The organism is Nonomuraea sp. NPDC005730, assembly GCF_040630865.1.
Taxonomy (GTDB): Bacteria; Actinomycetota; Actinomycetes; order Streptosporangiales; family Streptosporangiaceae; genus Nonomuraea.
This window is the reverse complement of record NZ_JBEXYK010000001.1, coordinates 48,259-60,546: the sequence shown is the minus strand read 5'-3', so window position 1 is coordinate 60,546 and position 12,288 is coordinate 48,259. Positions and strand designations below refer to the sequence as shown.

General features: G+C 72.2%; 13 protein-coding genes. 4 read left to right on the top strand and 9 right to left on the bottom strand.

Annotated features, from left to right (window positions below; translation table 11 throughout):
- Window positions 1-35 precede the first annotated feature (35 nt).
- A complete protein-coding gene (ahcY, locus tag ABZ444_RS00290) occupies window positions 36-1,463 on the bottom strand; it encodes an adenosylhomocysteinase (RefSeq protein ID WP_357990508.1) in 1,428 nt (475 codons plus the stop codon).
- Between the two features lie 102 nt (window positions 1,464-1,565).
- Between ahcY and ABZ444_RS00285 the strand changes: the two genes are divergently transcribed.
- Window positions 1,566-1,901, top strand: a complete 336-nt coding sequence (locus tag ABZ444_RS00285; RefSeq protein ID WP_357970237.1) for a MerR family DNA-binding transcriptional regulator — start codon at window positions 1,566-1,568, stop codon at window positions 1,899-1,901.
- Window positions 1,902-2,021: 120 nt separating this feature from the next.
- Here the strand turns inward: ABZ444_RS00285 and ABZ444_RS00280 are convergent, their stop codons facing one another.
- Genes ABZ444_RS00280 through ABZ444_RS00260 form a run of 5 tightly spaced genes read right to left on the bottom strand, consistent with a single transcriptional unit; the run spans window position 2,022 to window position 6,025 of the window.
- A complete protein-coding gene (locus tag ABZ444_RS00280) occupies window positions 2,022-2,948 on the bottom strand; it encodes a cation diffusion facilitator family transporter (RefSeq protein WP_357970234.1) in 927 nt (308 codons plus the stop codon).
- A gap of 49 nt (window positions 2,949-2,997) precedes the next feature.
- A complete protein-coding gene (locus ABZ444_RS00275; protein WP_357990504.1) occupies window positions 2,998-4,104 on the bottom strand; it encodes an SIS domain-containing protein in 1,107 nt (368 codons plus the stop codon).
- Window positions 4,101-4,268 (bottom strand): Trm112 family protein, encoded by a 168-nt coding sequence (locus ABZ444_RS00270; protein ID WP_357990501.1) that lies wholly within the window; start codon window positions 4,266-4,268, stop codon window positions 4,101-4,103. The genes ABZ444_RS00275 and ABZ444_RS00270 overlap by 4 nt, the downstream gene beginning before the upstream one ends.
- Window positions 4,265-5,614: a phosphomannomutase/phosphoglucomutase gene (locus ABZ444_RS00265; protein ID WP_357990498.1), complete on the bottom strand. Its 1,350-nt coding sequence runs from the start codon at window positions 5,612-5,614 to the stop codon at window positions 4,265-4,267. Before ABZ444_RS00265 ends, ABZ444_RS00270 begins: the two co-directional genes overlap by 4 nt.
- A 42-nt stretch (window positions 5,615-5,656) precedes the next feature.
- Complete coding sequence (locus tag ABZ444_RS00260; protein WP_352323386.1) at window positions 5,657-6,025, bottom strand: DUF3499 domain-containing protein; 369 nt, start codon at window positions 6,023-6,025, stop codon at window positions 5,657-5,659.
- 207 nt (window positions 6,026-6,232) lie between these two features.
- Here ABZ444_RS00260 and ABZ444_RS00255 point away from each other — a divergent pair, with 207 nt between their 5' ends.
- The 3 genes from ABZ444_RS00255 (at window position 6,233) to ABZ444_RS00245 (ending at window position 7,557) form a co-directional block, all read left to right on the top strand.
- The gene (locus ABZ444_RS00255; RefSeq protein ID WP_357990495.1) at window positions 6,233-6,571 is read left to right on the top strand and encodes a metalloregulator ArsR/SmtB family transcription factor; all 339 of its coding nucleotides are present in this window, start codon (window positions 6,233-6,235) and stop codon (window positions 6,569-6,571) included.
- Window positions 6,568-7,056, top strand: coding sequence for an SRPBCC domain-containing protein (locus tag ABZ444_RS00250; RefSeq protein WP_357990492.1), 489 nt, complete (start codon window positions 6,568-6,570; stop codon window positions 7,054-7,056). The genes ABZ444_RS00255 and ABZ444_RS00250 overlap by 4 nt, the downstream gene beginning before the upstream one ends.
- A 141-nt stretch (window positions 7,057-7,197) precedes the next feature.
- Window positions 7,198-7,557 carry a metallopeptidase family protein gene (locus ABZ444_RS00245; RefSeq protein ID WP_357990489.1) on the top strand — a complete coding sequence of 120 codons (360 nt, stop codon included), beginning with the start codon at window positions 7,198-7,200 and terminating at the stop codon, window positions 7,555-7,557.
- Window positions 7,558-7,565: 8 nt separating this feature from the next.
- Here the strand turns inward: ABZ444_RS00245 and ABZ444_RS00240 are convergent, their stop codons facing one another.
- From ABZ444_RS00240 to ABZ444_RS00230, 3 genes are all read right to left on the bottom strand, one after another.
- On the bottom strand, window positions 7,566-8,873 hold the full coding sequence (locus ABZ444_RS00240) for a DUF5719 family protein (RefSeq protein WP_357990486.1): 1,308 nt from the start codon (window positions 8,871-8,873) through the stop codon (window positions 7,566-7,568).
- On the bottom strand, window positions 8,870-11,677 hold the full coding sequence (locus ABZ444_RS00235) for a glycosyltransferase family 2 protein (protein ID WP_357990483.1): 2,808 nt from the start codon (window positions 11,675-11,677) through the stop codon (window positions 8,870-8,872). Before ABZ444_RS00235 ends, ABZ444_RS00240 begins: the two co-directional genes overlap by 4 nt.
- A gap of 104 nt (window positions 11,678-11,781) precedes the next feature.
- Complete coding sequence (locus tag ABZ444_RS00230; protein WP_020546325.1) at window positions 11,782-12,042, bottom strand: WhiB family transcriptional regulator; 261 nt, start codon at window positions 12,040-12,042, stop codon at window positions 11,782-11,784.
- Window positions 12,043-12,288 lie beyond the last annotated feature (246 nt).

Here is a 12,288-nt window from a genome sequence, read left to right as displayed (position 1 = left end):
CGGGAGGGACCACCCTCCCGGAGCCGCCCAGCCGATCAGTAGCGGTAGTGGTCGGACTTGTACGGGCCCTCGACGTGCACGCCGATGTAGGACGCCTGCTCCTTGGTCAGCTCGGTGAGCTTGACGCCGAGCGCGTCGAGGTGGAGGCGGGCGACCTTCTCGTCGAGGTGCTTGGGCAGCGTGTAGACGCCGATCGGGTACTCGGCCGTCTTGGTGAACAGCTCGATCTGCGCGATCACCTGGTTGGTGAAGGAGTTGGACATGACGAAGCTGGGGTGGCCGGTGGCGCAGCCCAGGTTCATCAGGCGGCCCTCGGCCAGCACGATGATCGAGTGGCCGTCGGCGAAGACCCACTCGTCGACCTGCGGCTTGATGTTGTTCTTCACGATGCCGGGCAGCTTGGCCAGGCCGGCCATGTCGATCTCGTTGTCGAAGTGGCCGATGTTGGACACGATCGCCTGGTGCTTCATCTGCGCCATGTGCGCGGCGGTGATGATGTTGAAGTTGCCGGTGGTGGTCACGAAGATGTCGGCGATGCCGACGACCTCCTCCAGCGTGGTGACCTGGAAGCCGTCCATGGCCGCCTGGAGGGCGCAGATCGGGTCGATCTCGGTGACGATGACCCGGGCGCCCTGGCCGCGCAGCGCGTCGGCGCAGCCCTTGCCGACGTCGCCGTAGCCGCAGACCACGGCCACCTTGCCGCCGATGAGCACGTCGGTGGCGCGGTTGAGGCCGTCGATGACGGAGTGGCGGCAGCCGTACTTGTTGTCGAACTTGGACTTGGTGACCGAGTCGTTGACGTTGATCGCCGGGAAGAGCAGCTGGCCGTTCTTGTGCATCTCGTAGAGACGGTGCACGCCGGTGGTGGTCTCCTCGGTCACGCCCTTGATGCTCTCGGCGATGCGGGTCCAGCGCTTGTCCGCGCCGACCGTGCGGGTGAGCAGGTCGATGATGACGTGCCACTCCTCCGGGTCGTCGGCGCCGGCGGGGGGCACGGCCCCGGCCTTCTCGTACTCGGCGCCCTTGTGGACGAGGAGCGTGGCGTCGCCGCCGTCGTCGAGGATCATGTTGGGGGCGTCACCGCCGGGCCAGGTGAGGGCCTGCTCGGTGCACCACCAGTACTCCTCCAGCGTCTCGCCCTTCCAGGCGAACACGGGGACGCCCTTCGGGTCGTCGACGGTGCCCTCGGGGCCGACGACGACCGCGGCGGCGGCGTGGTCCTGGGTGGAGAAGATGTTGCAGCTGACCCAGCGGACCTCGGCGCCGAGCGCGACCAGCGTCTCGATGAGCACGGCCGTCTGGATCGTCATGTGCAGGGAGCCCATGATCTTCGCGCCGCGGAGGGGCTGGGAGGCCGCGTATTCCTTGCGCATCGCCATGAGGCCGGGCATCTCGTGCTCGGCGAGCCGGATCTCCTTACGGCCGAAGTCGGCAAGTGAAAGGTCGGCGACCTTGAAGTCCATCGGGATTCCCCTCGCGTCACGATTGCTGTCGCGGACGAGTTTAGGCGGCTCTCGGGCGCCCTCGCATCTCCGAGACAGCGAAACTGACGTAAGAATGTAAGGATGCGCATCACGGAAGCAGCCAAGCGGCTCGGCATGTCCCCACGAATGCTCCGATACCGGGAGGCGCTGGGCCTGCTGCCGCCGGTCCGTGAGCGGGGCGCGCACCGCAGATTCGGGCCCGAGGAGCTGGCCGCCGTGGCGCAGGGGGTGGAGCTGGAGAAACAGTTCGACGTCTCGCCCGCCGAGCTGGCCTTCGCGTTGCGCGTGCTGAGCGAGCCGCAGGTGGCCGCGGCCGTGCGCGATCTGGGCGTGCGCATCGGCCGCATCCAGGTGCCGCGCAGGGCCCTGGACTTCGAGAAGGAGAAGGCCCTGAGGCTCCTGCGCCCCCGGGGCTGAGCCTCAGCCGGCCGTGGTGCGTGTCGGCCTCAGGGCCGAGTGCCGGCCGGCCGTCGTGCGCGGCCGGCTTACAGGAGGAGCGTCAGCCGGCCGTCGTGCGGCCGGCCTCCGGGACGAGCGTCAGCCGGCCGTCGTGCGCAGCCGGTCGAGGTCGGGCTCCAGGTAGATCACCCGCGCGATCGGCACGGCGTCCCGGATGCGGCGCTCGGCCTCGTCGATGCCGCGGGCCACCTCGCCGGCCGTGTCGTCGTGCTCGACCGCGATCTTGGCGGCCACCAGCAGCTCCTCGGGGCCGAGGTGCAGCGTGCGCATGTGGATGATCCTGGCCACCTCGGGCGCCCCCTCCAGCGCGGCCCGGATCTGCTCCTCGACCTCGGGCGAGGCGCCCTCGCCGAGCAGCAGCGACTTGGTCTCGACGGCCAGCACGACCGCGATGATCGCCAGCAGCACGCCGATCATGAGGGTGCCGATGCCGTCCCAGACGCCGTCGCCGGTGATGACGGCCATCGTCACGCCGAACAGCGCGAAGATCAGACCGAGCAGCGCGCCCAGGTCCTCCAGCAGGATGACGGGCAGCTCGGGCGACTTCGAACGGCGGATGAAGGCGAACCACGACTGCTTGCCGCGCAGCGGGTTGGACTCCTTGACCGCCGTGCGGAAGGAGAAGCCCTCGGCGATGATCGCGAAGATCAGCACCGCGAACGCCCAGATCGGCGACTCGACGTCGGCCGGTTCGGAGATCTTGTGCCAGCCCTCGTAGAGCGAGAAGACCGCGCCGATCGTGAACAGCACGACGGCGACCACGAACGCGTAGAAGTAACGCTCGCGCCCGTAGCCGAAGGGGTGGGTCTTGTCGCTGGCCCGCTGGGCCCGTTTCCCGCCGAGCAGCAGCAGGAGCTGGTTGCCCGAGTCGGCGACCGAGTGGATGCCCTCGGCCAGCATCGAGGACGACCCGGTGAAGAACGCCGCCACGAACTTCGCCACCGCGATCGCCAGGTTGGCGCTCAGCGCCGCAATGATTGCCTTGGTGCCACCACTCGCGCTCACCGGACGTCTCCGCTCATAAAGATCACCTACAAAGGCCTGACATGGGATCCTATTGCGAAATCCTGGCCTTAAGCTCAGTGATCGTGGCCACAGGCGTCGGATCGACGGCGTGGCCGAGGGCAAGGTAGGTCGCGGCGTAGTCGGCCAGGCCGACGAGCGTGGCCAGCCGTTCGAGCGGATGTACGCCCTCCGCGGTCAGCTCGGTGACCGGCACGTCGCGGTCGTGCGCGAGCCGCAACGACGCCTCGCGCTGCCGCGTGACCTGGGGATGCTCCTCGACGTCACGCAGCATGACGAGCCTGAGCGTCTGCCCGGCCTCGTCGGCGAAGATGTCCCGCTCGGCCAGCGGCCCCTCCAGGGCCGCCACCTGGTTGTGGCCGGCCTCGGGCAGCTGGCCGAAGACCGCGGGGTACTTGCCGGTCTCGTTGAGCTGGCAGGCCAGCCGGTACGCCGCCGCGCAGGCCACCGGCGAGGAACCCCAGATCATCGGGATGCTTCCGGCCAGGTCCATGGCGAGGGACTTACCCGGATTGACGAAGGACTCGCTGGAGGGACGGCAGCGGTTGGCGATGTCCTCGAGGATCGCGGCCACCCGCTCGAACACCTCGGGCCCGGCCGTGACCAGCCCGAGCGCGGACGCGGCCATGATCACCGGAACCGTCAGCAGCCACAGCCCGGACCTCGGCTGCCCCTCGACCCGCACCGGGACGTGGATCGCCGACGCCTGCACGGCCACGGCCTCCAGCGGCGAGCCCGGCGGGCAGACGGCCAGCAGCCCGCACCCCCGCCGGACGGCCTGGACGGCGACGGAGACCGTCTCGTCGTCGTCGCCGGTGGCGGACACGGCGATGACCAGGTCGGTCGCGCCGACCCAGCCCGGCAGCTGGTAGGACCGCAGCGTCACGATCGGCAGCGGCACGCCGTTGCCGCACACCGCCGCGAGGATGTCACCGGTCAGGCCCGCCGTGCCCATGCCCGCGACCACGACGGCCCGCGGGCGGCCCTGGGCGGACAGCCGGTCGACGCCGGCCTCGACCGCGGCACGGCGACCCGTGCGCACCTGGGCGGCCGAGGCCGCGACCGCGAGCAGCATGCCGCCCGGATCGGCCGCGGTGAGGTGTTGCTGGTCATCGAGCCGCCCGGGCTCCCAGGTCACGGCTTCCTTGCCTCATCGACCAGCAGGACGGGGATGTCGTCGCGCACGGGGTAGATCAGACCGCAGCCCGTGCAGACCAGTTCCTCGGACTCGGCCTCGGCGCGCAGGGGCGCCTTGCAGGCCGGGCAGGCCAGGATCTCCAGCAGCCAGTCGTCGATCTTCACAGTGACACCCTTCCCACGATGGCGAGGACCTCGTCCTTGATCGCCTTCATCTTGCTCTCGTCGGCCGCCTCGGCGTTCAGCCTGAGGAGCGGCTCGGTGTTGGACGCGCGCAGGTTGAACCACCAGTCGGGGCCGGTGATCGTCAGGCCGTCGAGCTCGTCGACCTCGCCGCGGCCCGCGAAGGCCGCGCGGACGAGCGCCAGCGCCTCACCCTGGTCGGCGACCGCGCTGTTGAGCTCGCCGGAGGCGTGGTAGCGCGAGTAGGCCGCCACCACCTGGGACAACGGGCGCTCCTGCTCGCCGAGCGCGGCCAGCACGTGCATCGCGGCGAGCAGGCCCGAGTCGGCGAACCAGAAGTCGCGGAAGTAGTAGTGGGCGGAGTGCTCGCCGCCGAAGATCGCGCCGGTGCGGGCCATCTCCGCCTTGATGAAGGAGTGGCCGACGCGCGTGCGCACGGGCGTGCCGCCGTGCTCGCGGACGATCTCCGGCACGCCGAGCGAGGTGATCACGTTGTGGATGATCGTGCCGTCGGGGTCTTTGGCCAGCTCGCGGGTGGCGACCAGGGCGGTGACGGCCGACGGCGAGACGGACGCGCCGCGCTCGTCGACCACCCAGCAGCGGTCGGCGTCGCCGTCGAAGGCGAGGCCCAGGTCGGCGCCGCTCTCGACGACGGCTCGCTGCACGTCGAGGAGGTTCTGCGGCTCCAGCGGGTTGGCCTCGTGGTTGGGGAAGCTGCCGTCGAGCTCGAAGTAGAGCGGGACCAGCTCCAGCGGCAGGCCCTCGAACACGGCCGGGACCGTGTGGCCGGCCATGCCGTTGCCGGCGTCGGCGACGACCTTGAGCGGCCGGATCGCCGACAGGTCGACCAGCCCGCGCAGGTGGGCGGCGTAGCCGGACAGCAGGTCCTTCTCGATCAGCGACCCGCTCGGGGTGGCGGGGGCGCCCAGCAGCTCGGCCGCGCGGTCGCGGATCTCGGCCAGCCCGGTCTCGCCGCCGATCGGCACCGCGCCGCCGCGGCACATCTTCATCCCGTTGTAGCGGGCCGGGTTGTGGCTGGCGGTGAACATCACGCCGGGCAGGCCCAGGCTGCCGCTGGCGTAGTAGAGCAGGTCGGTGGAGCCGAGCCCGGCGAACACGACGTCGGCGCCGCGCGAGCGGGCGCCCCTGATGAACGCCTCGGCCAGCGGCACGGAGGACTCTCGCATGTCATGGGCGACCACGACGGACGCGGCTCCGGTCACCTCGACGAACGCCGCACCCACGGCCTCGGCGATCGGCTCGTCGAGCTCGTCGGGAACCACCCCGCGAACGTCGTACGCTTTGAAGATCTTGGCGAGGTCGCCCACTCTCCAGCTCCGCCCCTAGGTCGTTTGTCGTGTGAAACGAGCCTACCGGTCGCGGTGCTGCTGGGCCGACCGAAGAACGCGCAGGTGGCCCCTGCGCCCGACCTCGACGCCTTGGCCGACCGGCTCGCCGCTGCCGGACGGAGTGGGCCTGGCGGCTTCCCTGACCGCGTTGGCCAGCGCCTCCAGGTCGTCTGAGCTGGGGGAGTTGCCGTCGGTGGGGAGCCGGACGACCTCCCAACCGCGGGGAGCGGTCAGCCGCTCGGCGTGTTCGGCGCACAGGTCGTAACAGTGTGGCTCGGCGTACGTCGCCAGAGGGCCGAGAACTGCGGTCGAGTCGGCGTATACGTACGTGAGCGTGAAGACGGCAGGCTGGCTGCAAGCGGTGCGGGAACAGCGGCGGACGGGGCTCACGGAGGGACCGTATCTGGTAAGAGTGCGAGGCGCCACTATCTGAGCGCTCTTAACGAGCGTGTCGCCACAATTCGGACACCTGTCGCAGGCTTTCCACCCACATGCGCCGATGCGCGCGCCTGAGGGACAACCTTGCCCCCTCGCCGTTGACGCCACACCGGCCGCGTAGTACTTTCCAGATCAGTTAATTAACCACCAAGGAAAGTGATGAGCCGGAACGATCAGCTGAGCGCCACCTTCGCCGCCCTCGCCGACCCGACGCGGCGGGCGATCCTCGCCCGGCTGGCCGAGGGCGAGGCGACCGTCGGCGAGCTGGCCGAGCCGTTCGACCTCACGCTGCCGGCCGTCTCGAAGCACGTGAAGGTGCTGGCCCTCGCGGGGCTCGTGGAGCAGGGCCGGCAGGCGCAGTGGCGCCCGTGCCGGCTGCGGCCCGAGCCGCTGCGTGACGTGCTGACGTGGATGGAGCAGTACCGCGAGTTCCTCGGGCAGAGCCTCGACCGCCTCGACGCGTACGTGCGGGGCCTACAGGAAGGTGAGCGACAGTGACGCGACAGGACCTGGGCGACGAGTCCACGACCGTGACCGCGCAGGACGACGTGCTGCTCATGGAGCGGGTCTTCGACGCTCCCCGCGAGCTGCTCTGGACGGCGATGACCGAGGCCGAGCACATCCCCCACTGGTACGGCCCCCACGGGAACACGGCCGTCGTGGAGGAGATGGACCTGCGGCCGGGCGGCCGGTGGCGCATCGCTCCGCAGGGTCCCGGCGGGATGGCCTTCACCGGGGAGTTCCTGGAGGTCGTGCCGCCGGAGCGGCTGGTCCGCACGTCCCGGCCGGACGTCGGCCCGCCCGGCCCGGCGGCCGTCGAGACGCTCACCTTCGAGGACCTCGGCGGGCGCACCCGGCTGCGTTGGGAGGCCAGGTTCCCGTCGGCGGACATCCTGGACTTCGCGCTCGGAACGGGGATGACCAAGGGCATCCTTGAGCAGTTCGACCGGCTGGCGGCGCTCCTCCCCTCCCTCGCTCCCTGACGGCGGCGACGCGGGCGGGGGTTCCGGGGGTTCGCGGGCAGGTGCCCTTACACTTGGGCGGTGACTCCAAAGCGCGGTCCCAGACGGCGCGATCGCCACGGTCGTGGCCTGCGCGGCCCCCTCGCCCCCTCCCACGTCCCCATGGCCCGTTCCCGCAGCGAGCGCTTCGACGACCTCGTCCTCGACGCCGTCGACCGGCTGCGGCCCCGGTGGGACAAACAGCTGTCCGCCGTGGAGTTCGCGGTCGAGGAGGTGCCGCCGGTCGACGAGCTGGGCGACGGCCCGAGCATGGGCACCGAGCCCATCCCGTTCGGCCGGGCCGACGCGGCCAGCGGCCAGTCACCGGCCGCCGTGGTGATCTACCGCCGCCCGCTGGAGGCCCGCGCCCGCGACCGCGACACCCTGGGCGCGATGGTGCACGACACTGTGGTCGAGCAGGTCGCCACCCTGCTCGGCCTCGCTCCCGAGACCGTCGACCCGGGTTACGACGAGCGCCGCTGACCCGCGGCTCAGCCGGGCAGCACCACGCGGGCGCTGTCGGTCAGCGCCGGCAGCACGGTCCACACGCGTGCGGGCGCGAGCGGCTGGGCGGTGACGAGCAGGCCGTCCTTCTCGCGCTCCTGGATGACCCGGCCGCCGTAGACCTGGCCCGACACGGGCGTGACGACCACGGCGAACTCGCCCTTGCCGCGCAGCCGCACCTCCCTGGTCCGCCCGGCGGGCACCGCCACGTCGTACGGCCTGCCCGCCGCGCCCTTCGCCGGCACCTCCTGCACCCTGACCTCGCCCGGCCCGTCCGGCGCGGTGAACAGCAGCCGCGTGCCCGGCCCGTTGCCGGCGACCGCGCTGCCCAGGTCGAGCGCGGGCGTGCCCGCCGTGAACGCCACGTCCAGCCGCTGCCCGGTGCCGGTGGCGACCAGCCCGGCCACGATCGGCGCGGGCGCGGTGAGCACGAGCGCGGCCGGCTCGCCGCCGATCCCGGTGGTCACGTCCACTGCGACCACGCTGCCCGCGGGCACGTCGACGGTCTCGCGGCCTCTCATCGCGTACTCGGCGTCCTCGCTGACCGCCTTGACCTGCACGGACACGTCGTTCTCGCCGGGGGCGGCGACCAGCAGCTCGCGCCGCCCGCCGCCGCCGGGGATGCCGGGCACCACCACGCGGGTGGCCGGAGGCGCGGCGAGCGGCAGCCAGTCCACGCCGCCGCCGCGCATCGACGCCCTGGCCGCGACCGCGACCCGGCCGAAGACGGTGGTCACGCCGACGGCCATGACGTCGGCCGAGGGTGCGAGCGTCCTGAGGTCGATCTCCTTGTGCTCGCCGGGCGCGATCTCCAGGCCGCGGCCCATGTCGCCGGAGACCAGGCCCTCGGCCGCGTACACCTCGACGTCGGCCTGGGCCGGGGCCTTGTCGGCGTTGGTGAGGTGCAGGATCACGTCGGCCGCCGCGGGGCCGGGGCCGGCCAGCCAGGCCGACTGCGCCGGCTCGGTGCAGCGCACCCCGGACAGCCCGCGTGCCGCGCCCGAGGTCACCCGGGTGGTGTATCCGGCTTCGAGGGCTCCCGGGCCGTTCGTCACGTACGGCTCGGCGTTCTTCATGTTCTCGTGGGACAGGCGTCCGGGCAGGTAGACGTTCATCCGCGCCCCCTTGGCGCCGGGGCAGACGGCGGTCACCGACTCGACGGCGACCTTCTGCGACCTCTCGGCCCTGGGCGGGACGGCGGCCGGGCGGGTGACGAGGGCGACGCCGTACAGGGCGGACAGGGCCACCACGACCAGCACCAGCAGGCCGAACCTGTTCTCCACGAACGCCTTCATCGCACCCCCGCGGGCACGGGGACGGCCGCCTCGACGCCCTCGACCGCGCCGCTCCCCCGGCGTCCCGGCGTGGCCAGGACCAGCACGACCAGGGCCAGGACGCCCTGGGTCCACAACCAGGGCGCGTGCAGGACGTCCGCCGGCTGGGCGGGCACCCGGGTGAACGGCTCGGCCAGCCGCCACAGGCCGCCCGCCTCCGACAGGCTCATGCGTTCCAGCGACGGCTGGGAGTCCAGCGACCTGGCGAGCGGCGGCGGCACCGGCGCGGCCACGGCCAGCATGACGATCCCGTGCTGGGCCAGCGTCGCGGCGTCGGTCCCGCCACGGCCGCCGACCAGGCCGCGCGCCGCGTCCGCCACCTTCGCCCGTCCCTCGGACGCGACCGGCAGCTCGGCCTCGCCGATCAACGGGGTACGGCCGTGCAGCACGGTGAAGGCGTCCCCCTTGATGACCAGCGTGCGCTCGCCGTGCCGGGTGCTCCAGGCGGCCAGCGCGGGCAGCACGTCGGGGGCGTGGCCGGTCAGCGGGCCGCGCACCCCGTACGCCACCCAGTAACCGGCGGCCAGGATCGGCGTGCTCACGGCCGCGGCCACCACCAGGGACGCGCCGATCCTGCGCAGCCCGCCGTCGGCCCGCAGTTCGGCCAGCCGGTGCGCGGTCAGGCCCACGAGCACCAGCAGCCCGGTCCCCGCGAACGCCAGCGGCACGCCGGGCCAGGCCCGCCCGCCTTCGACGCTGATCCGGCTGACCAGGACGGCCGCCAGCACGCCGTACAGCGTGACGCCCCAGCCGATCGCGACGATCAGCCGCTGGCGGCGCATGAGCAGCGCGGCCAGCGCGGTCACCACCAGCCCGGCCGTCACCCAGAACGGCGGCAGCCCCGGCCCTCCCGGGCTGAGCGCGAGCAGCGACTCCGGCGCGAGCCCGGCCGACACCAGGGCGGGATCGTGCAGGCCCGCCTCCAGGAGGATCCGGCCCGGGTCGGTGACCAGCCCGGCCAGCCACGGGAGCAGCAACGCGACGGGCACCGCGAGCGCGATCACCATGGAGGTCACCACGCCGCGCCGCACCCCGCCGTACGCGACGGCGGCCAGCACGCCGAGCACCGCGAAGAGCGGGTACACCAGCGGGACGAACGCCGTCCCCACGGCCAGCGACAACCCGAGCGCCCAGGCCGCGCGCCGCGCGCGACGCCGCTCCCCGGACAGCAGCGTGGTGCCGAGCGCGGCGTACACCGGGACCAGCACGAACACCACCGCCGTGCCGAGCCGTCCGGACGCGATCGCGCCGGTCGCGACGGGCAGCAGCGCGTACGTGCCGGCCGCCCACGCCCGCGCGGGCACCGCCGGGATGACGTGCCGGGTCGCCAGGTACGCCGACGCCCCCGCCAGCGGCACCGAGCCGAGCAGCAGCACGGACACCGCCAGCCACGTCTTGCCGAGCGCCAGCGTCGAGGCCAGCGCCAGCAGCGCCACGTACGGCGGCGCCCAGTCGGTGGAGCCGAGCCCGATGTCGTGGAAGCCCTCGGTGTAGAACCGCCACAGGTCGCCCGCGCCGCCCGTGACCGGGACCAGCGCGCCGCCGCCCAGCCGGTCGCCGCCGAGCAGCGACCGTTCGGCGGCCAGCGAGATCACCGCCAGGGCGATCATGAGGACGACGCCGGGCCGCTGGAGGAAGCCCTTGACCGCGCCGGTGTCGGCGGGCGCGCGCTCCTCGTCGTCCTCGGGGGTGGAGTGGTGGTGGCGGCCGGCGGAGTCGACGGGGCCCGCTCCGGCGAGGAAGCTCTGCACCATGTCGGTCAGCCGCCGGTAGGCCGCCCCCGGCGGCGTCAGCAACCGCTTTATACGGAAAAATCCCTTTTTGCGGCCTTCGCGGCGGGCCTTGCGCGCCTTCAACAGCCGGACCGGGTGCGCCAGGATCGACCCCAGCGCCACCATCTCGTCCAGCGCGTTCGCCGGCTGCTTGCCCACCAGGAACAGCAGCGTGCGCAGGGCCGACCCGGCCAGGTTCCGCAGCAGCGCCCACAGCAGCACGCGGAACGGCAGGTTCGCCATGATGACAAACATCGCGTTGCGCCGGTCGAGCCTGCGCGGATGGTCGCCGCTGACCGTGATCCGCCGCCGTCTGCGTGCCGCCGCCTCGGCGTGCCAGGCCACCGCCGAGGTGACGGCCAGCACCTTGTGGCCGGCGTTGCGCACCCGCCAGCACAGGTCGAGGTCGTCGCGGAAGAGCGGGAACAGCGGGTCGAGGCCGCCGAGCCGCTCCCAGACGTCGCGGCGGACCAGCATGCCCGCCGTGGAGACCGAGAGCACCTCCCGGGTGCCGTCGTGCTGCCCCTGGTCGAACTCGCGCGGCTCCAGCCCGGTGTCCCTGCGCCCGGTGAGGCCGACGGTCACGCCGAGTTCGAGCAGACGCCTGCGGTCGAGCCAGTCGCGCAGCTTCGGGCCGAGCACCGCCGCCTTGGGATCCTGCTCGGCCGCCATGAGCAGGGCCTCCAGCGCCCGCCGGTCGGGGGCGCAGTCGTCGTGCAGCAGCCAGAGCCACTCGTCCTGGCCGCACGGCGGCAGCCGGTCCAGCACCTCCGCCACCGCGTCGCCGAAGGAGGCCGAGCGCGGCAGCGCGAGCACGTTGGACGCGCCGAGCGCCTGCGCGAGCAGGTCGGCCGAGCCGTCCCTGCTGCCGTTGTCGACGCCGGCGACGCGCTCCGGCCTGCGGCTCTGACCGGCCAGCGCGCGCAACGTGTCCCCCAGCCAGCGCCCGCCGTCATGGGCGACGACGATCGCGGTGACGAGGGGGCGTGACATGGGCGGGCGACTCCAGCGTTGATCAGGCGCGCCCACCCTACAGGTGACGTCACACGCGAAAAAGGGCCACGCGGGCTACCGCGTGACCCTTTCGCTCATATCCCCTAAACGGCCTGGCGCTTGATCCGTCTGCGCTCCCGCTCCGACAACCCACCCCAGATGCCGAAGCGCTCATCGTGTTCGAGCGCGTACTCCAAGCACTCGGCACGGACCTCGCACGATCGACAAACCTTCTTGGCTTCTCGGGTGGAGCCGCCTTTTTCCGGGAAGAACGCCTCCGGATCGGTCTGCGCGCACAACGCACGCTCCTGCCATCCGAGTTCTTCAGCGTCAAGCTGATCCTGTGCGATGACCGGATCGGTCACTGCACACCTCCCTGCCGCCCGCCCGCAATGGAGCCCCCCATGGACGCCTTCCTCCTACCCACCCAAGGGAAGGCGTAACAACATGGTTGTAATTACACGCGCGTGCCGTACGTGACGTCAAGCGGCATGACGGTATCCGGGGAAAGACCGACTCTCGCCCCGGTGTGCTCGGCATGTGGTGTTCGCACCAGGCCGAGGCCCCCTGCACAGCAAGGCTTCGACCCGGTTCGTTCAACGCTGTCAGCG